The sequence below is a fragment of the Solwaraspora sp. WMMB335 genome (genome assembly GCF_049179075.1).
Lineage (GTDB): Bacteria > Actinomycetota > Actinomycetes > Mycobacteriales > Micromonosporaceae > Micromonospora_E.
This window is the reverse complement of sequence record NZ_JBMHMF010000001.1, coordinates 2,396,218-2,415,072: the sequence shown is the minus strand read 5'-3', so window position 1 is coordinate 2,415,072 and position 18,855 is coordinate 2,396,218. Positions and strand designations below refer to the sequence as shown.

At 67.4% G+C, this 18,855-nt stretch carries 18 protein-coding genes and 2 CRISPR repeat arrays; of the genes, 11 read left to right on the top strand and 7 right to left on the bottom strand.

What is annotated here, in order from left to right:
• Positions 1-33 precede the first annotated feature (33 nt).
• The 4 genes from ACN27F_RS10150 to folE all read right to left on the bottom strand — a co-directional run bounded on the left by ACN27F_RS10150 (position 34) and on the right by folE (position 2,596).
• Positions 34-744, bottom strand: a complete 711-nt coding sequence (locus ACN27F_RS10150; RefSeq protein ID WP_326550192.1) for a 7-carboxy-7-deazaguanine synthase QueE — start codon at positions 742-744, stop codon at positions 34-36.
• An 89-nt stretch (positions 745-833) separates the two neighbouring features.
• Positions 834-1,226, bottom strand: a complete 393-nt coding sequence (locus ACN27F_RS10145; RefSeq protein WP_421432858.1) for a 6-pyruvoyl trahydropterin synthase family protein — start codon at positions 1,224-1,226, stop codon at positions 834-836.
• A complete protein-coding gene (gene queC, locus ACN27F_RS10140) occupies positions 1,227-1,955 on the bottom strand; it encodes a 7-cyano-7-deazaguanine synthase QueC (RefSeq protein ID WP_421432855.1) in 729 nt (242 codons plus the stop codon). It abuts the gene before it with no gap.
• Between the two features lie 17 nt (positions 1,956-1,972).
• Positions 1,973-2,596 (bottom strand): GTP cyclohydrolase I FolE, encoded by a 624-nt coding sequence (gene folE / locus ACN27F_RS10135; RefSeq protein WP_326550195.1) that lies wholly within the window; start codon positions 2,594-2,596, stop codon positions 1,973-1,975.
• A gap of 272 nt (positions 2,597-2,868) precedes the next feature.
• Here folE and ACN27F_RS10130 point away from each other — a divergent pair, with 272 nt between their 5' ends.
• The 7 genes from ACN27F_RS10130 to ACN27F_RS10100 all read left to right on the top strand — a co-directional run bounded on the left by ACN27F_RS10130 (position 2,869) and on the right by ACN27F_RS10100 (position 9,457).
• Positions 2,869-4,206, top strand: a complete 1,338-nt coding sequence (locus tag ACN27F_RS10130) for a hypothetical protein (RefSeq protein WP_421432852.1) — start codon at positions 2,869-2,871, stop codon at positions 4,204-4,206.
• A complete protein-coding gene (locus ACN27F_RS10125; protein ID WP_326550197.1) occupies positions 4,206-4,736 on the top strand; it encodes an NUDIX domain-containing protein in 531 nt (176 codons plus the stop codon). Before ACN27F_RS10130 ends, ACN27F_RS10125 begins: the two co-directional genes overlap by 1 nt.
• Before the next feature lie 384 nt (positions 4,737-5,120).
• Entirely contained in the window at positions 5,121-5,822 is a 702-nt protein-coding gene (locus ACN27F_RS10120; protein WP_421432850.1) for a pentapeptide repeat-containing protein, read from the top strand.
• A 98-nt stretch (positions 5,823-5,920) separates the two neighbouring features.
• Positions 5,921-6,454, top strand: coding sequence for a pentapeptide repeat-containing protein (locus tag ACN27F_RS10115; protein ID WP_421432847.1), 534 nt, complete (start codon positions 5,921-5,923; stop codon positions 6,452-6,454).
• Positions 6,451-6,822, top strand: coding sequence for a DUF397 domain-containing protein (locus tag ACN27F_RS10110; RefSeq protein WP_421432845.1), 372 nt, complete (start codon positions 6,451-6,453; stop codon positions 6,820-6,822). Before ACN27F_RS10115 ends, ACN27F_RS10110 begins: the two co-directional genes overlap by 4 nt.
• 116 nt (positions 6,823-6,938) lie before the next feature.
• The gene (locus ACN27F_RS10105; protein WP_421432842.1) at positions 6,939-8,303 is read left to right on the top strand and encodes an MFS transporter; all 1,365 of its coding nucleotides are present in this window, start codon (positions 6,939-6,941) and stop codon (positions 8,301-8,303) included.
• A gap of 8 nt (positions 8,304-8,311) precedes the next feature.
• Positions 8,312-9,457, top strand: coding sequence for a glycosyltransferase (locus ACN27F_RS10100; protein WP_421432840.1), 1,146 nt, complete (start codon positions 8,312-8,314; stop codon positions 9,455-9,457).
• A gap of 129 nt (positions 9,458-9,586) precedes the next feature.
• Here ACN27F_RS10100 and ACN27F_RS10095 read toward each other — a convergent pair whose 3' ends face one another.
• On the bottom strand, positions 9,587-9,895 hold the full coding sequence (locus ACN27F_RS10095; protein ID WP_421432838.1) for a GNAT family N-acetyltransferase: 309 nt from the start codon (positions 9,893-9,895) through the stop codon (positions 9,587-9,589).
• A 247-nt stretch (positions 9,896-10,142) separates the two neighbouring features.
• On the opposite strand from ACN27F_RS10095, the gene ACN27F_RS10090 reads away from it, so the two are divergent.
• Positions 10,143-10,457, top strand: coding sequence for a hypothetical protein (locus tag ACN27F_RS10090; protein WP_421432836.1), 315 nt, complete (start codon positions 10,143-10,145; stop codon positions 10,455-10,457).
• 28 nt (positions 10,458-10,485) lie between these two features.
• Here the strand turns inward: ACN27F_RS10090 and ACN27F_RS10085 are convergent, their stop codons facing one another.
• The gene (locus ACN27F_RS10085) at positions 10,486-10,779 is read right to left on the bottom strand and encodes a hypothetical protein (protein ID WP_421432833.1); all 294 of its coding nucleotides are present in this window, start codon (positions 10,777-10,779) and stop codon (positions 10,486-10,488) included.
• A gap of 609 nt (positions 10,780-11,388) precedes the next feature.
• Between ACN27F_RS10085 and ACN27F_RS10080 the strand changes: the two genes are divergently transcribed.
• The gene (locus ACN27F_RS10080; RefSeq protein WP_421432832.1) at positions 11,389-12,249 is read left to right on the top strand and encodes a helix-turn-helix domain-containing protein; all 861 of its coding nucleotides are present in this window, start codon (positions 11,389-11,391) and stop codon (positions 12,247-12,249) included.
• 101 nt (positions 12,250-12,350) lie between these two features.
• On the opposite strand, the gene ACN27F_RS10075 is transcribed toward ACN27F_RS10080, so the two are convergent.
• On the bottom strand, positions 12,351-12,566 hold the full coding sequence (locus ACN27F_RS10075) for a DUF397 domain-containing protein (RefSeq protein ID WP_421432831.1): 216 nt from the start codon (positions 12,564-12,566) through the stop codon (positions 12,351-12,353).
• Between the two features lie 1,134 nt (positions 12,567-13,700).
• Positions 13,701-14,461: direct repeats of the CRISPR family, unit length 29 nt; unit sequence CGGACCACCCCCACGTGCGTGGGGAGGAC.
• Positions 14,462-14,555: 94 nt separating this feature from the next.
• A CRISPR array of direct repeats spans positions 14,556-16,293; the repeat unit is 29 nt; unit sequence CGGACCACCCCCACGTGCGTGGGGAGGAC.
• 207 nt (positions 16,294-16,500) lie between these two features.
• Between ACN27F_RS10075 and istA the strand changes: the two genes are divergently transcribed.
• Complete coding sequence (gene istA / locus ACN27F_RS10070; RefSeq protein WP_421432828.1) at positions 16,501-17,997, top strand: IS21 family transposase; 1,497 nt, start codon at positions 16,501-16,503, stop codon at positions 17,995-17,997.
• Entirely contained in the window at positions 17,994-18,767 is a 774-nt protein-coding gene (gene istB, locus ACN27F_RS10065; RefSeq protein ID WP_421432826.1) for an IS21-like element helper ATPase IstB, read from the top strand. The genes istA and istB overlap by 4 nt, the downstream gene beginning before the upstream one ends.
• Positions 18,768-18,855 lie beyond the last annotated feature (88 nt).

Here is an 18,855-nt window from a genome sequence, read left to right as displayed (position 1 = left end):
TGCCCAGGCCCGGCCTCTACGACAAGCTCTCCGCTACTTGCCACGCTCGTCACCCCAGATGAGTACGTGCTGGCGAGTAGTAAGGTTCCAGCCGCGGGCCAGCGCCTCATCGGCGACCATGCGCATCCGGTCAATAACGGCCTGCCTGGTGACACCTTCCGGCGACAGCCAAATCCCGGTGAGCGCGAACTCGTCCTGTAGCGCGGCGACCTCGTCCAGGTCGTCCGGGCCGGTGATGACGAACTTCCACCGCGTCCGGCCGGTGCTTCGCAACGCGGCGATGGCCGCTGGCTTGATTCGCTTGGCGCGCGGGACCGCGGAGCTGGCCAACTTCAGCCCCGCGTTGAACGACACACCGGCGTCAATCAAGTCGCCGACGGGGGCGATCGTTGCGTTCGTCTCGACCTCCAAACGGCGTCCGGTCGACCGCGCCTGGCGTGCCAGATACAGCACGGTGTCCGTGCGCATCAGCGGTTCCCCGCCAGATACGACGATCAGATCGACCGGCGGGAGCGCCGGGTTTGTGGTGGCCGGATCGAGCTGAAGCAGCTCGGACCAGATCTCAGCCGCACTCAGGTGCCGGCCGGCGCCGAGGTCGTGCTTGGCGGCGTTCCACGTGTACTCGGTGTCGCACCGCATGGCACCCTCGGCTGGTGCGCCAGCAGTACGGGGCGGCTGAGGATAACCACACGTCAGGTTGCATCCTATGAACCGGACGAACAAGGCGCGGCGGCCGAGGTTCACACCCTCGCCCTGGAACGAGTAGAACAGCTCCGCGACCGGTACCCGCTGGTCCGCGGACGCGACGGCAGGCGCCGGGAAGCCCATCCTGGTCATGAATGTCTCCTGCCGACGGGCACCGGGCGGTACTCCGCCCAAGTGGCAGCCGTTTCACGGATCCGGACAGACTCGACGACGGCGTCATGGGGCAGGGTGAGCTTGGCGGCGCACCACTCGAACACCACCCGGGCGAGGTTTTCGCTGGTCGGCACGACCGGGACGACGTCGTTGAGCACACGATGGTCGAACGCCTGATCCAGGTGGTCCTTCAGCGGCGCCAGCTCGCCGAAGTCGACCACGAAACCAGGATCGGTCAACGTCGGCGAAGCTAGGACGACCTCGACGATGTACGAGTGGCCGTGCTGACGGGCGCACCTGTGGCCGTCGGGCAAGCCGGTCAGCCAATGCCCCGCCTCGAATGTGAAAGCCTTACCGATGCGGTACATCTAGCCCACCCGGCCGGCGTCGGTGGCATCCGCGTAGCGGGTCGGGTCGGCGACGCCAGCGAGAGCGAACGCCTCACGACGTTCCACGCACGTACCGCACGTTCCGCAATGCAGGTCGCCGCCGCGGTAGCACGACCAGGTGCTGTCCGCCGGAACGGCGAGCCGGTCGGCGAGCGCCACGATGTCGGTCTTGGTCATCGCCATGAACGGTGCGATGACCTGGAACCCGTCGGGCAGGAAGCCGGCCCCGGCCACCGTCGCCATCTGCTGATAGGCGGCAAGGAACTCGGGCCGGCAGTCGGGATAGACCGCGTGGTCGCCGCCATGCGCGCCGAACGCGACCGTGTCCGCGCCCAGCACGGTGGCCAAGCCGACCGCCACGTCAAGCAGCAGGGCGTTGCGGTTCGGGACCACGGTGATCGCCATCGACGCGTCGGTGTAATGCCCGTTGGGCACCGCCACGGCCGTATCGGTAAGCGCAGACCCACCCAGCAGCGCGCCCAGTGACGCCAGGTCGGCGGTGTGGTGCGCTGCGTCGAGAACACGGGCCGTCGCCCGCGCGAACTGCAACTCCTTACGGTGCCGCTGACCATAGTCGACGGACAGTATCGTCAAACCGTTGGCGTGCCTACGCAACCAGTAGGCCAGGGTGGTGCTGTCGAGCCCTCCGGACACGATGGCCACCGCGTGACCGATCGGGCGGGCCGGCGGCAGAAGATCCACGGCCACGACGGATGTTGGACCCGTCATGATGGCCGCCCGGCGACCATGGCCAACTGCAGGAACTCGGCGCGGGCGGCGCTATCGGTACTCAGCCGGCCACGGGTGGCCACGGTGAGGGTGTTCGCGCCAACGGCCCGAACACCACGGCGGGTCATGCACAGGTGCTCGGCCTGCAGGACGACGCCGACGCCCGCGCAGTCGAGCTTCTCCTCAAGGAACCCGGCGATCTGCTGACCAAGCTCCTCCTGCACCTGCAGCCGGGCGGCGAACGTCTCGACGGTGCGGGCCAGCTTCGACAGCCCAGGAAGCCGATCACCGGGGTAGACACCCACGTGCGCGTGCCCGGAGAACGGCAGCAGGTGGTGGGCGCACACCGAGGTGAACGGAACATCGCGCGACAAGACCAGGTCGTGGTGACCTTCCCGGTTGGCGAAGGTGGTGAACTCCCAGTCGGGGGCGTTCAGCAGTTCCGCCAGGCCGGCAACCATCCGTGCCGGGGTCCGCAGGGCGATCTCGCTGGCAGCATCGACGCCAAGCGCCGCCAGCAGACCCGCGACCGCGAGTTCCGCAGCGCTCCGGTCGATCGCCGCCGACTCAAGCCGCGGATCGACCTCTCGGCGGTCGATGTCGGGATAGGTGGTAGTCACCTGATCTCCTTCGTTGTGAGCTCTGGGTACTCCAGCAAGCCGGGTCCGACATCGACCGGACGCGGCGGCCCCTGCGGGTTCCGGGCTTCTCCGGCGGTGTCAGGCCAGTCAGGCGAGGGGTCCGGAATCAGCATCGGGATGCCTCTATGACACGAGATGCATTCGTGTCACGACAGCGTGTGAACGGTGACGGTTGTGGCACTCAATCCACACAGGGTGTGAATAGAGCGCGACGCTTCGCATGTGGCGCGTCCGTTCCGTAGGCTTCCTCTGTGGCCGAGCCCAATCTGCTCCTGGAGGCACTGCTGGCTCGCGCTGGCATCTCCCACGCCGGCCTCGCCAAGCAGGTCAACATCCGCAGCGCCGACCTGCGCCTACGCTACGACCACGCCTCTGTGGCCCGGTGGATCCGGGACCATGCCATCCCCCGAGACCCGGCCCCTGAGTTGATCTGCCGGATCATCGCCGAACGCCTGGGCAACGACGTGACGCTTGCTGACATCGGCATGGTTCGGGGCGAGGCAACCGACCGACTGCCGTCACTCGCCGCAGCCGTCGAGCAGGGCGCAGCACTGTGGCACGGCGACAGCCGCGGCCGTGTCCCCAGCAGGATCTTCACTGGCGCGAAGGCCGCCGCTCCAGTCTTCGAGTGGGAGAACCCGCCCGAAGACGACCTCATCGCGCGGCTCGGCGAACGTCGCGTCGACACAGCCGACGTGGCGATGCTGCGCCGCGCTCGCACCCACTTCCAGGAGATGTACCGGCGCGTCGGCGGCATGCCCGTCCGCCCACGCATCACAGCCTTGCTTACCCAACGCGCGGCACCACTGCTGCGCGCCTCCTACGACAATGCCCTTGGCCGACAGCTGTACCGGGCGGTGGGCGGGCTCGCCGCGCTCGCCGGCGTCTGCGCGTACGACGCCAACCAGCAACCCCTCGCTCAACGCCATTTGTTCACCGCCCTGCGTCTCGCCAAAGCATCCGGTGACAGACAGTTCGGCGCCTACGTCGTCGCCCTGCTCGCCAACCAAGCCCTCTACCTTGAGGAACGCCGCCTCGTCGTCCAATACGCTGAGAGCGCGCTCCGCGCGGGCGGCCCCTCGTTGAGCCCTGCCCTGGTCACCGACCTACACGCGCTCGCAGGCAAGGCATACGCCCGCATGGGTGACGCCCGCGCCTCCCACCCCCACCTGCGCACGTCGGCGACCATCGCCGCCAACCTCGGCCAACACCACGGACACGACGAGGTCTCCTACGTCCAACCCGGCCTGATCGAAACCCAGCTCGCTGAAGCGCTACGCCGGCTCGACGACCTTCCCGCCGCCCGGATCTACGCGGAGGAGTCTGTCCGTACGGCAGGCTCCACCCACCTACGAGGCCAAGTCCACCGGTACGCGGGACTGGCGCTTATCCTGACCGCCCAGGGCGAACTTGACCGTGGCGTACACGTGGCCGAACGGATGCTCGACCGGGCGGACGGCATGGACTCAGGTCGCCTCCACGACCGCGTCGCCCACGTAACCCGAGCACTGCGACCACATGCCGGCGAACCCGTGGTCGCCGCATACCTCGAACGAGCCGACGAATACCTGTACCTGAAGGAAAGCTGATGCGCTGGACAGTCCATGGTGAACGTGACCTCTACCGCGACCAATGGGTCCACGTCGCCACCGCCGACGTCGAGTTACCCGACGGACGCCATCTCGACCATCGCATCATCCGCACAGCAGCCCCTGGCGCCGGCATCGTCATGGTCAACGACGGACGCGTGCTGCTCATGTGGCGGCACCGGTTCATCACCGACACCTACGCCTGGGAGATCCCGCATGGCAGCATCAGACCAGGCGAAGACCCAGCCGATGCCGCCGCCCGCGAAGCCGAAGAGGAAACCGGCTGGCGACCCGGACGCCCCATCCGACCCCTGATCTACAGCCAACCCTCGCCCGGTCTGATGACCTCCGAGCACCACATCTTCCGTGCCGACTCCGCCACCCACATCGGTCCGCCCAAGGACGCCTTCGAAAGCGACAAGGTCGAATGGGTACCGATCAACGAAATCCGCTCGCTGATCGACAAGCGCCACGTGGTCGCCGGCACGACCCTCGTCGCGCTGCTATACCTACTGAACGACCGACTCTGAGCCTCGATCCACCGACGCGGTCGTCCCGAAGCTCCTCCTACATCAGGCTCCCTTCAACGTTCGTGACACACGTGGATCGAGGCTCAGGGCCGACAACGCGAGCCCGTCTCACGCCGCCGGGGAGTTGATGCCTCGGGGAATGACCTGGGGTCGTTGACGGTGACGGTCGCGCCTTCGTGGTGTACCTGTGGGTGTACCTGCTCATCCGGCCACACAACTCGCTGAGAGCGGAGCAGGATTCTGGGCTTCGGCCCTGTCCCACTCGGGAGGCTTACCGGGTCCTGCCCACCAAGTCGACTCCCGTTGGACGCGGGTGAACCTCGCCTTTTTGCCGCCATCTGCGGCGACGTGTTCATGCGTCAGCAAGAGGCTAGGGTGTGGGGCATGTCTTCGCGGCGCACCCCTGCCAAGCGTGCTTCCGTCTCCCCGCGTAGAGCGAGGGAGCCTCGAAGTCCTTTGCCGCCACCTGAACTGGAGCTGTTTGAATTCGCAGAGTTAGAGTCCGAGTCGGAGCTTGAACGTCGAGCGTTCTACGGTTTGAGCCTGGCAGGACAGGAGGTTGATTCGCTGGCGTTCACGCAGTGCCGTTTTCGAGGTGCCGACTTGTCGGGCTGCCGCCTGGACCAGGTCGCGTTCACTGACTGCCTTTTCACGGACTCCAGTCTGGCCAATGTGCGCGCCGACGGTGGCAGTATGACGAGGGCGCGACTAGCGCAATGCCGGGCGACCGGTCTGACCTGGGCTGACGGCTTGGTGCGGGATGTCGCCATCACTGAGTGTCGTGCGGATTTGTCAGCGTGGCGGATGACCGCGTTTGACGCGGTGGTGTTTGAGGGATGCAACTTGACCAGCGCCGACTTCACGAATGCCGACCTGCGCGGAGCGACGTTCCGGAACTGCGATCTGACCAGCGCGGTGTTTCATCATGCCGATATGGACGGTGCTCGGTTTCGTGGCTGCGACCTGGCAGGTGTTGGTGATCTGTCGAGTTGGCGGGGCGCTGTTGTGCATCACACTGATCTCATGAGCCTTTCTTACGGGCTCGCGGCTGCGGTGGGCATTCGTATCGAGGGTGATGACGCATGAGGACAGGGCGGCGGGCACCGGCGTCACGGAGGGTAGTTGGAAGTGGTGACTGGCCGGTACCGATATCGGCTCCGGACGGGCCCGCGAGGTTTGTGGGGTTGCGGTACGAGGGGGCCGCGATTCGGGAGGTCGACCTGTGTGAGGCGATGCTTGAGGACTGCTCCTTCGAGTCCTGTACCTTCACCGCTGTTCGTTTCAACTGTACGAAGCTTATCGGTTCGACATTCAAGGATTGCCGGTTTGCTGGCTGCAATTGGTGGGATGCGTCTTTGACGGATTGCACACTCACCGCGTCGGTGTTCGACCGGTGTGAGCTGTCTGGTCTGGAGGTGCAGGGCGGCGACTGGTCGGATGTCGAGTTACTAGGCGCGGACCTCGGCACCGCCGAGTTCACCCGGGTACGGATGCGTGGGGCGAATCTGAGTGGCGCGCGGTGTCAGGGGGTCGTGCTGCGCGATGTGGATCTGTCCGGCGCGGGCCTTCGGGAGGCGGATTTTACCCGCGCGGACCTGCGGGGCAGTGTGTTGACGGCGTTCGATCCTCGTGAAGTTACGCTACTAGAGGCGATCATCACCCCTGATCAAGCGGTGGATATTGCGATCAGCCTCGATATATCGGTGCGTGCTTCGTGACGAGCGAAGCGATCGAGTCCGCGCGGTTCCGGAAGTCCAGCCGCTCCGACAATAGTGGCTCATGCGTAGAGGTGGCGGACGATTCCGTCCCCATTCATGCCATAGTGCCCGTGCGCGACTGCCAGGACATCGGCGGACCCGTCCTGGCAGTCGACACCAACTCGTGGAAGTACTTCGCGGACAACTCGGTGGTGGTGCCCAGTGACCGTGCGGAGGCGATAACGCCTGACCCTGGTGAGTTCCGGGGTACGGCCTGGTTCGACCTGGATGAGTCGGTCGACTGGTCCGCCGCTCATTTCGATCCGCACATGGCGCGGTTCGTGACGAAGCTGAGCGCGGCGCTGGTCACGAGCGCATCAGCGCGCTGATCTCGTCGTCGCGTGGCAAGGTGGCGCTGAGGGGGACTCTCGTCCAATAGAACGGACGCTCCGACGCTGCGGTGTGGCTGCTTGTTGCCGCCGGCCGCCTCCTTCACGCTCATCGGATGTCAGCGTCCGGGTCCGTAGGCTCCACGCTGTCTCCCGATCCGGTCTCCGGCGGCGTCTGGCGTCGTGACTTCCGGTGGCTGTGGGCCGCGTACGGTGCCAGCGAGCTGGGGACGGCTGTCGGCTACTCGGCGCTGTCGATCATCGCGGTGCTGCTCCTGGATGCCTCGGACCTGCGGGTGTCGATGCTGACCGTGCTGTCCGGTGTGGTCGCCGCCGTGGTCGCGCTGCCGCTCGGACCATGGATCGAGTACCGCTCGAAGCGGCCGGTCATGATCGGGACGGATCTGCTGCGGTTTCTCGCCGTGGGGTCGGTGCCGGTGGCCGCGTATCTGGGCTGGCTCGCCTACTGGCATCTGTGTGTGGTGGCCGTGGTGCACACCGTTGCCACGCTGGCGTTCAACTGCGCGGGCGTGGCCAACCTGAAGGCGTTGGTGCCGCGCGAGCACCGTGCCGATGCGAACAGCCGTTTCGAGGCCACCCTGTGGACGGCGAACGCCATCGGCCCGCCGGCCGGCGGCCTCCTCATCTCCTGGGTCGGCGTACCGGCCGCGATGGTGGTCGACGCGATCAGCTATCTCGCTTCCGCCGCCGGCATCCGCCGGCTGGCAGCTCCCGAACGTCCGCCGCCGCGGCGCGCTGCCGAGCATCACTGGTCCGCTGACGTTCTGGCCGGCTGGCGGTACATACTGCGCCATCGTGGCCTGACAGCGTTGTTCTTCAACGCGATGGTCTTCGGCGGCTGCATCATGGCCGCGTTCCCGCTTCTGACGGTTTTCATGCTGCGCGATCGCGGCTTCGCCCCGTGGCAGTACGGTCTCGTACTCGGCTTCTCCGCGCTCGCCGGCGTCGCTGGTTCGCTTCTGGCGAGGCCGCTCATCGACCGCCTCGGCCACCGTACGGTGCTGCTGGCTGCCGGCGTCGGACGCTGCCTGTGGCTGGGACTGATCCCGTTCGCCCCAGCCACCCTCGGCGGACTGGCGTTGATCGCCGTGTCCGAATTCATGCTGCTGCTCTTCGTCGGCCTGTTCAACCCCACCTTCGCGACATACCGGATGAACGCCACCACCGACGAGTACATGTCGCGTGTCGTCATGGCCTGGTCAATCACGTCCAAGACGGTCCAGCCGGTCTTCATCGCCGCAGCCGGTCTCCTCGCCGCCGCCACCACTGCCAGAACCGCCTTGATCGTTGCTGCGGCGATCCTGCTCACCGCGACAGCGCTACTACCCTGGCATGACGACGATGCATGCAAGGACGTGAAGTACGTGCCGCGCCAGGACGGCCCTGCCGCACCCGATCCACCCGCACCCCGATGGCGGCGGAGGCCATCGACAAGGTCTGCGATGAACGCGAGGAGGTAAGACGGCTGATGCGTGTCGTGGTGACCACCCAGCCCGCCCTTGGTCACCTGCATCCACTGGTTCCCCTGGCCCGGGCGATGGCAGACGCCGGCCACGACGTGCGTCTCGTGTCCTCCGCCTCCTTCCAACCTCAGCTGGAACGGACGGGCCTGCCCACCGCCAGTGCGGGTCTGGACTGGCTGGAGTCTGAGGCGACAGCCACATTTCCCGCGCTCGACGCGGTCGTCGGCGACGACGGCAAACGGTTCTTCCTCGACGAGATCTTCTGCGGCACCGCAGGTCTCATGGCCGAAGACCTGATCGGCCTGGCAAGCGGTTGGCGGCCCGACGTCATCGTGCGTGAGATCTGGGAGTTCGGAGGGGCCGTCGCCGCGGCGATTCTCGGCGTCCCGTGCGTGGTCCACGGGATCGGCCGCTGGCTCAACGTGGAGGAAGTCGTGGACGCCGGGGCGGCCCGGCTGCGTAGCCTGTGGTCAAGCGCAGGGCTCACCGGCGACGACCTGAACTGGGTCGACGGCGACCTCTACCTGGACGTGTGCCCGCCGTCGCTGGATCTGCCCACCCGGCGGCCACGCCCACCGCATACCCGGTCCCTGCGGCCCGTCCCGTTCGACGACACCGGCACGCCCGGGCTGTCGCCGCCCGCGCGACGTCGTGGACGGCCGCTGATCCATGTCAGCCTGGGAACGGTCAGCAGCCGCGTCGACGTACTGAACGCCGTCCTCCGCGACCTGCGCGATCTCGACGCCGACGTCGTCGCCACCACCGGCAACTGCGATCCGGTCCGAGTCGAACCCCAACCACCGTCGATCACCGTCACCGACTACGTTCCCCTCACCCGGCTACTGCCGTCGTGTGACCTGGTCATCTGTCACGGCGGTTGGGGCACCGTGATCGCCGCGGCCGCCAACGGCGTCCCGGTCCTCTGCGTCCCGGCTGGTGCCGACCGACCCGCCAACGCGCACGCCTGCGAGACCGCCGGCATGGGCCTGACCATCCGACCCGACCATCTCCAGCCTGGCCGCATCCGGGCCGACGCCAAAGCGATCCTAGACGGCGGCACCCACCAGGCCGGTGCCCGACAGGTCCGCGCCGAGATCGACCGCATGCCCTCACCACAGGCGATCGTGCAGGCCGTGGAAGACCTCGCGTAGCACGCCGGCCGATCACCAGGGTCAGTCGGCACCCGGCCATACTTTTCGCCCTAGTGCCAGACCTCCACAGGCACATGACACGCCTGGTGCCAGCTTTTGCGGCTCCGGGAGCCCGCCTGCAGTGTCGGCTCAGGGCAGTACTCGCTGGTAGACGGCGCGGTCCTTGCCCGGTCCTTTGAACGCGGTGATCACGTCGATGCCGTTGACCCGCCGGTCGCCGGGCATGTTGGTGAATCCCATCGACAGCCAAACCGAGTGCGCGGTGGTGTTGTCCGGCTCGGAGGTGAGGTACAGGCGCCGGCATCCCCAGCCGGCGGCGCGGTCGGCCACCACGGTAAGCAACGCGCGGGCGTTTCCACGGCCCCGGGTGTCGGGGTGAGTCATGACGTCCTGCACGTAAACATCGTCCGGCTGATCCTGACCGCGCAGAGCGATCACCGCACCGCGTACCCGGCCATCCCCCAGGGCCAGCGTGCCACGTCGATAGCCGCCAGGTCGATGCCGGGCGGGTACGCCTTCAGGAAGAGTCGATCGCCGCCGCTGGTCATCTGGGTCGTGCTCGTCCTTGCCGGTGTTGCCCTGGCCTGCACGTTGGTCGATGTGTTGGAATGAGGGTCGGGGTTTAGCTAGGGGATCATCGGTCGTGAGCAGGCGTTCTGGCTCCTCAAGCCACAAACTTGCAAAGATGATCGTCGATCACAATGCGATGGGTGAGTACATGGACGTGGATCGCGGTGAGCGGCGGCGCGGCCGTGTGGTGGCACGACGACGGGTGGTAGGTGTTGTTGTCGTCGTTGGTGCGGGCATGGCTGTGGCGAGCGTCCTGCTGGTCGTGGTGGCCTTACTGGTGCGGGTCTTCGCCGACGGTCTGAGTTTGGGTGTTCGTGTGGTGCTTGTCCTGGTCGGGACGGTGGTCGGGACCGGGTTGGTCGGCTGGTGGCTGCAACCGGTGCTGGGTCCGGCCGTCGAGCGGCTTGTTCGTGTCCGGGATGAACGGTAGACACACCTGTTTCTTGTGACGTCGATGCCTATCCCCGCGGTGGACGCTTGCGCCACCCTGCTCGGATCTGCTGCGCAAGTCCGAACAGGGCGCCGCCTGCGGGTACCGCCAGCACCACGGCGATCTGCGGGACGAGGACCACAGTGATGAGGCATGCCGTCACGATGAACGTGAGCAGGCCGGCCAGGACCAGGACGGTTCGTTGCCAGGGCTTCACGATCATGGTGTAGAGCTTCGCCGCCTCCTCGGTGGTGTGCCCGTTTGTGATGAGGCGTTCGAGGAAGTCGAGTATCGCGACGACGGGCGCGGGGCCGCGAGGCACTGATGCTGTGGTGCGGGTGGCCGGTGGCCGTATCGCAGGGACGTTGCTGTCGCCGCCCCGGGTGGGGGCGTCTGGGCGTTGCGGGGGTGGTGGCGGCGCGGGTCGGGTGGAGCCGGTCGTGGGCTCGTTGACCGGCGCGGTGGCGGAGTGGTCCGCGCCGGTGAGGGTGTCGGTGGTGTCGCCGCCTGTGTGTGCGTCGCCGGTGTCGTCGTTGCCGGACTCCGTGGCCTGGTCGTGCGGGTGGGACGCCGATGTGGTGGGTGCTGCCGTCGTTGTGCTCCGAGACCCGCCATTGTCTGCGGAGGGGGGCGTGCTGCTGGGCACCGAGCTCGTCCTTCTGTATGGGCTGTGCGTGCTGGGGGGTGGTGCGGAGGCGGCGTTGCCTCGGTACGGCTCAGCGCGGTGGCGACTCCCCGTCGTAGATGGCCGTCTCAGGTACCTAGTTGCTCGTAGCTAGAAGCGACTAGCTAGATTACCGTGTGATCCTACCGGGGTAGCTACTAGCTTATGGCAAGTTGCAGACAACTACCCACAGTGGTCGTGTCGGCACTTCTGGTCACTACAGTAGTGCCCCGGACGAACTCACGAAACGGGGAGGAAGAGGCACCAATGACAACAGGCACGGACCCCGCAGTGCAGCGACGACGGCTGCGGGTGGAGCTACGTCGGCTCCGGCTGGACAGGCAACTGACACAGAAGGAGGTGGCGGAGCAGCTGGGATGGTCGCTGTCCAAGATGATCCGCATCGAAACCGGGCAGGTCGGTATCTCCCGCGGCGACCTACGCACGCTCCTGGAGGAGTACAACGTCTCGGACCCCGCCACGGTCAACGACCTGGCGGCCATGGCCAAGGACGGCCGCAGACAGCAATGGGGTCCATACCGGGACATCCTGAACTCGGACTTCCTGACCTACCTCAACGTCGAAGGATCAGCATCGGTCATACGTCAGGGAGAGCCACAGGTCCTTCCTGGACTCCTGCAGACCGAGGAGTACGCGCGGGCCGTCATCACCGGAGTGGGTGGCGCTGAACTCTCCGCTCAGACAATCGAGCGACAGGTCGAGGTCCGAATGAAACGACAGGAGATCCTCGAGAGACCCGACCCACCCCAGATGCACTTCATCATCGACGAGTCCGCTATCCGCCGACCCGCTGGCGGCGTCAAGGTCATGAGATCGCAACTCAGACGCCTCGAAGAGATCGCCGCTCTCAAACACGTCCACCTCAGGGCGATCTTCCTGCGCGCCGGAGTGCACCCCGGACTACGAGGGTCATTCGTCATTCTGGAGTTCCCCGACCCCGCCGACGACGACCTGCTCTTCCTCGAAAGCGGCCAGAGCAGCCTGGCCACAAAAGACAGCCCGGAGGACATCGCCAGATACAGACAGGACTTCGACACCCTCGAAGCCATCGCGGCCAGCGAAGACGACACCCTCCGCCTGATCACCGCCGCACAAGCAGAACTGTAACAACACGTAGCCGGCGAGGCCCGCCCGTGACCCCATCGCACCGTAGGAGAACCCCTCTTCCTGCGGCGGGGCGGGCACCGTCGACAACACCCACAGAACCGTCAAGAGGCGCCACGCGGGCTGATGTCAGCCTTCAGCAAGGAAACGAACGACGCCCACCCCGCTGTCGGGAAACTCAGCCGGCCCCCATTGGGATCCTTCGAGTCACGGACGAGAACACGCCCCGTCCCGGACGACACCTCCACACAATTGTTGTCACCCGCCATACTCGCCTTACTCTTCCTCCAGCTACCCTCGACCACCACTCCTCCTATCATGATCCGACCGCAGCAACAGATCACACCGCAAGGTCAACACCACCAGCGGCACGACCGTAAAATCATCGACGCTGATGAACATGCGTCGAGTGTATGCAGCTGCGGCAACCGATGGCCAGCACCATGTGAGCAGAACAGTGCAGCGGGCTGAACACCGCACCCGCGCGGTGCGTCGGCGCGCGGACCGGCGCGAACCATCCAGGCCGCAAACGGTGGAAATTCCACAAATGCGGACCCCTGCCGGCTCGGAGGATCTTGCACAATGGTGGGCACATCAGCGGAGTGGTGCAGAAACTCGCGCCACGCGAATGGCCTGCTGCCCGGAGGCCGACCGGTTCGCATAGCGAATCCGCGACCAGCCCGCAACTACCACTCTGCAAGATGCCATTTAGAATCCCCGTGGATGCCCTTCGTGCACTCGTAGTGATTATTTTCGATAGGCGTGTCGGATGGCGTTATCCGTCGGCGGGATAGGGCTCGACCGACGTACAGCCGTGGCACCCGATGCTCCCGTTGATCAAGGCGCCCGGTCGCCCGCCGAAGCATCCGCGTCGGGACAGCGTGAACGCGACCCGTACGTGGTGCGGACCGGCTGTCCGTAGCGGCAGCCGCAGACGGACTCTGCCGTGAGAGACGGTGCACAGGCAGAATCGCAGATGGGAGCAGCTGCGAGTGACCGACGGAATCGTCGACCGGCTGCGTGAGGATGTCCACCTCGAGACCGGTCGTCACCGCAGAGACTCCGCGACAGCTACCCACTCGATGCGCGACTAGCTCCGCGAGCAGGACAGCAAACGCGGGCCGCCGGGCGGAGTACTCGATCGGGTGCGGCCCAACACGCCGCCACTACCAGCCTGCCTGCGTCGGCCTGGACACCAGCGCCGACGGCGGCTGCACGACACACCGCCGTCGCAGGGCTGACAGACCTGGTAAACCTGGCCGGCCGGCAAGGATGCCGGTCATATTCCGGCGGGGATGTCCCATCCGGTGCCCAGCTGACAACACTCTTCGAGGACCGAGCAGCAGCTGGTGCTGTCGCCGCGAGCGTGCGTGGGTAGGACAGGTGTCAACGACATTTGAAATTTTCACGCGTCGTCGACAACAGGTCGTGGCGCCCGCGGACAGGCGGACGTTCGGACCACCCCCACGTGCGTGGGGAGGACAAGTGCTCCGGCCCCGACCAGTCCAGATCCACCGGACCGCCCCCACGCGCGTGGGGAGGACACCTCGCAGGGCTCAGCCACCGGCCACCTCCGCGGACCACCGCCACGCACGTGGGGAGGACACTGGGGGAGTGGCGTGGGCATTCGCGCTCGACGGACCACCCCCACGTGCGTGGGGAGGACTCGCCCGACCAGGCGCTGCCGGTGCAGTGGACCGGACCACCCCCACGTGCGTGGGGAGGACACACCACCACTGGGGGACCCGAGATGATCACCCGGACCACCCCCACGTGAGTGGGGAGGACGAGACCGGACCACCGGGCCGGATCGTGGTCAACGGACCACCCCCACGTGCGTGGGGAGGACGGCGGTCAACAGTTGACGGGACTGTACGAGCCCGGACCACCCCCACGTGCGTGGGGAGGACCTGACGAACCGGCCGCACACCGTCCGCCGCTGCGGACCACCCCCACGTGCGTGGGGAGGACATGACGACGATCGGGTCGGCCCGCCGCCACGGCGGACCACCCCCACGTGCGTGGGGAGGACGCCAGGAGAACCTCAGCGGGGTGCTGTCGTTCCGGACCACCCCCACGTGCGTGGGGAGGACCGTCCCGTGCAACTTCCACCGGGTAACTCTCGCGGACCACCCCCACGTGCGTGGGGAGGACGGTGCGCCCGTCGACGGACGCAACCGCGCCACCGGACCACCCCCACGTGCGTGGGGAGGACGGCACCGGGGACTCGAACCCCGTCTACGTCTCCGGACCACCCCCACGTGTGCGTGGGGAGGACCAGGCGGACGTATACGCCGGTGTTCCGTCCGGCGGACCACCCCCACGTGCGTGGGGAGGACCAGCAGGTAGACGGCGGTCAGCTTCGCCTCGACGGACCACCCCCACGTGCGTGGGGAGGACGCGCAGTGGACGAAGCGGTCAGAGTCGCCGGGCGGACCACCCCCACGTGCGTGGGGAGGACCGTAGGGAAATTATCGCTTTCACGCCCGCCATCGGACCACCCCCACGTGCGTGGGGAGGACAGGCTTGCCCCTGACAGCTAGGGGTCAACGTGCGGACCACCCCCACGTGCGTGGGGAGGACGGCGGGGTCTCAAGTCGCGCCCCGACCGGGCGCTGGACCACCCCCACGTGCGTGGGGAGGACTGCCACGTGATCGTCCAATCGTCTCCGCCCAACGGACCACCCCCACGTGCGTGGGGAGGACGACGGCTCGCGTGAGGCGTTCAAAGATCTCGGCGGACCACCCCCACGTGCGTGGGGAGGACTTGCCTGCAGCGGTCAGCCACAGACTCGCCGACGGACCACCCCCACGTGCGTGGGGAGGACGCACTGGTCAGAGCACCGTCATCGGCACCGGCCGGACCACCCCCACGTGCGTGGGGAGGACGGGATCGTAAACCCGCGTCCACCCACGGTCGCAGGACCACCCCCACGTGCGTGGGGAGGACAGGCGGGATGCCGTCGTGAGCACCGCCTCGCACGGACCACCCCCACGTGCGTGGGGAGGACACCTCCTGGAAGGCCTCTGCGATCTCGGCCGCCGGACCACCCCCACGTGCGTGGGGAGGACGCGCACAAGGGAGCGCGCTGGACGTGCGACGAGGACCACCCCCACGTGCGTGGGGAGGACGCGTACAAGTCGAAACGGGCACCCTCGGCGGCCGGACCACCCCCACGTGCGTGGGGAGGACTGCAGGACGAGTTCGAAGCCCTTGACGTTCAGCGGACCACCCCCACGTGCGTGGGGAGGACAGCGCGTCGATGTCGGCAACGACCGGCGTTTCCGGACCACCCCCACGTGCGTGGGGAGGACGTGCTCTGCGGTAGTACCCGATTTCGCCACCACGGACCACCCCCACGTGCGTGGGGAGGACATCGGCGAGGCGCTCGCCAACGGGACCGTCCACGGACCACCCCCACGTGCGTGGGGAGGACGCCGTCACCGCCCACACCGTCGGGGCCGCCGCCGGACCACCCCCACGTGCGTGGGGAGGACGCCGAAAAGATGTCGAGCTGCTCCACCACCGGCGGACCACCCCCACGTGCGTGGGGAGGACGGTTCGCCCCGGTCCAGTCACCACCGCCGCCGCGGACCACCCCCACGTGCGTGGGGAGGACCACAAGGTCACTGATCCCGAGACGCTGAGTACCGGACCACCCCCACGTGCGTGGGGAGGACAACATCAGCCGCTTCTTGGCGTCGACCTCGGTCGGACCACCCCCACGTGCGTGGGGAGGACATGTTCAGCTGGAACTGGAAGAAGCCCTTCTCCGGACCACCCCCACGTGCGTGGGGAGGACGGCACCCACTTCTGCAGCTGCCGAACGGCCGACGGACCACCCCCACGTGCGTGGGGAGGACTGCTCCTTGTCGCAATACCGGATCAGCTCAACCGGACCACCCCCACGTGCGTGGGGAGGACCGAGTATCAGCGGCTCCGCAAGCGTCACACCGAGGACCACCCCCACGTGCGTGGGGAGGACATCGACGGCTTGCCCCAGTCGTCCACCCGGTCCGGACCACCCCCACGTGCGTGGGGAGGACGCTGGAGCGAAAGCGCAGACGGTGGGCCTGGACAGTGCCAGCGGTCACGGAATGATCCGGGTGGGCGGACATTTGTCTCCGGGTTGGCGGACAGCGGAACTCCGGGTTGACGGTCACGAGATCGGTGGATGACGCCCTGATGTGTAGGCGGTCCCCGCGTCGTTGCACTGATTGTCGAAGATCAGCTGCTGCAACGTCGGGGGACCCGTGACCAAGTCTGGCAGGGAAATCGTGGAGATTCTGGAAGCGTTCGATCTGACTCGCTGTGCGCATTCGGCGGCGCGGCTGGTCGGGGTCGATGAGAAGACGGTGGTGAGGTACGTGGCGATCCGTGACGAGGGTGGTGACCCGTTCACGCGTGCGCGTCGACGGCGGGTCACGGACCCGTTCGTGGACAAGATCGAGGAGCTGGTGGAGGCCTCCCAGGCGCGGATCCGCGCGGATGTGGTGCATCAGCGCCTGGCCGCGATGGGGTACAGCGGGAACGAGCGGTCGACGAGGCGGGCGGTCGCGCAGGCGAAGGCGCAGTGGAAGGCGGGCCGGCGGCGTTCGTACCGGCCGTGGACGCCTGAGCCCGGGATGTGGCTCCAGTTCGACTGGGGTTCCGGGCCGGTCATCGCCGGACGGCGGGCCAGTCTGTTCTGCGCGTGGTTGTCGTGGTCGCGGTTCCGGGTGGTGTTGCCGGTCTGGGACCAGACGCTGCCGACGTTGGTGTCGTGTCTGGACACGACGCTGCGGCGGATCGGCGGCGCGCCGACGTATGTGTTGACCGACAACGCGAAGACGGTGACGGTCGAGCACGTCGCTGGTGTCGCGGTCCGTCATCCGCAGATGGTGGCCGCTGGCCGGCACTACGGCTGCAAGGTCGAGACGTGTGAGCCGTTCGACCCGGAGTCGAAGGGCGGCGTCGAAGCGACGGTGAAGATCGCGAAGGCGGATCTGGTGCCGACGTCGGCGAACCTCGCCCCCGTCTACGGGTCGTTCGCTGAGTTGGCGGACGCCTGCGTCGACTGGTGCGAACGGGTCAACAACCGGGTGCACCGGGAGACCCGCGCGGTGCCGGCGGTGCGTCTCGTGGAGGAACGCCGTCACCTGCATGTCCTGCCCGCCCGGCCGCACGCGGTGGCGTTGGGTGATGAACGCCTGGTCAACGACGATCAGACGGTGTCGTTCGGGTCGGTGCGGTACTCGACCCCGCCGGGACACGTCGCGACGAAGGTGTGGTGCCGGGTCGACGGCGATGAACTCGTGATCGTCGGGCGGACCGCCGCCGGTCTGGCCGAGATCGCCCGTCACCGGTTGTCGACGCCGGGGAACCCGTCGATCGTCGACGCCCACTACCCGCACCATCGGGGTGGGAACCTGCCACGTCCACCGCGGCCCAGGCCACGCACGGCGGACGAGGTCGCGTTCCTGGACCTGGGTGAAGGCGCCCACCGGTGGCTCGTCGAGGCCGGTGCCGCCGGCGCGGTCCGGGTCCGGGCGAAGATGCGCAGGGCTGTCGAGTTGGCGGCCGCGATCGACCGTGAGCAGGTCGACCACGCTCTGGGTCTCGCGGCGATCGCGGGCCGGTTCGACGACGGCGATCTCGTGTCCATCCTGGATCACCTCGCGACCGCTGGCGCGCCGACGGATGTGGTGGTCGTCGACGAGAGCCATTCGGTGCAGCCCGGCACCAGCCCGTGGGAAGGATTCGGCTCATGACCCGGCCCCAGGCCCCGCCGATGCCGGAGGATCTGGAGCGGATTCTGCGCCGGATGCGGCTGCCCTACCTGCGGAAAGCGGCGCCCGACGTCCTCGCCACCGCCCGCGCGCAACGCTGGGACCCCGCCGAGGTCCTGCGGGTCCTGCTCAACGAGGAGGTCACCGGCCGGGACGCCGCGACCCGCAGGTTGCGGCGCAAGACCGCGAACTTCCCCAGCGGCAAGACCCTGACGTCCTGGCGTGGTGAGGACTCCTCGATCCCCGAAGCCACCCAGAACGCCCTCACCACCCTGGAATGGGTCGGCCGGCACGAGAACCTCGTCGTGTCCGGCCCGTCCGGGACCGGCAAGTCCCACTTCGTCGAAGGCCTCGCGGCGGCGGCGATCGAGTCCGACATGCGGGTCGCCTGGTTCACCCTCGAAACGCTGACCCAGACCATCGGGAAAGCGAAAGTGGACGGCTCCGTCGCCCGGACCATCGCCCGGATCTGCGGCGTCGACCTGATCGTCGTCGACGACATCGGCATGCTGCCCGCCGGGCAGGACGCCGCCGAGGCGTTCTACCGCGTCATCGACGCCGCCTACGAACGCAGGTCCATCGCCGTGACCAGCAACATCCACCCCAGCGGCTTCGACACGATCATGCCCAAGACCCTCGCCACCGCGACCGTCGACCGGCTCCTGCACCACGCCCACCTGGTCCTGACCAAGGGCGACAGCCACCGCCTCGCCGAGGCCCTCGCCGGGAAAGGAGTCACACCACTGACCTAGACAACATCCAGATCTCGTGACCGCCCATCCGGAGAAAAGCTGTCCGCCTGCCCGGATGCCCCACGTCCGCCCACCCGGCGAACCAACT

Bases quoted from the DNA above. Each gene is read 5' to 3' on its own strand.
- ACN27F_RS10145 (WP_421432858.1), bottom strand. From the start codon at position 1,226: ATGTACCGCATCGGTAAGGCTTTCACATTCGAGGCGGGGCATTGGCTG.
- istB (WP_421432826.1), top strand. From the start codon at position 17,994: ATGACCCGGCCCCAGGCCCCGCCGATGCCGGAGGATCTGGAGCGGATT.
- ACN27F_RS10125 (WP_326550197.1), top strand. From the start codon at position 4,206: ATGCGCTGGACAGTCCATGGTGAACGTGACCTCTACCGCGACCAATGG.
- ACN27F_RS10105 (WP_421432842.1), top strand. From the start codon at position 6,939: ATGTCAGCGTCCGGGTCCGTAGGCTCCACGCTGTCTCCCGATCCGGTC.
- ACN27F_RS10120 (WP_421432850.1), top strand. From the start codon at position 5,121: ATGTCTTCGCGGCGCACCCCTGCCAAGCGTGCTTCCGTCTCCCCGCGT.
- ACN27F_RS10090 (WP_421432836.1), top strand. From the start codon at position 10,143: ATGATCGTCGATCACAATGCGATGGGTGAGTACATGGACGTGGATCGC.
- ACN27F_RS10080 (WP_421432832.1), top strand. From the start codon at position 11,389: ATGACAACAGGCACGGACCCCGCAGTGCAGCGACGACGGCTGCGGGTG.
- ACN27F_RS10075 (WP_421432831.1), bottom strand. From the start codon at position 12,566: ATGATAGGAGGAGTGGTGGTCGAGGGTAGCTGGAGGAAGAGTAAGGCG.
- ACN27F_RS10100 (WP_421432840.1), top strand. From the start codon at position 8,312: ATGCGTGTCGTGGTGACCACCCAGCCCGCCCTTGGTCACCTGCATCCA.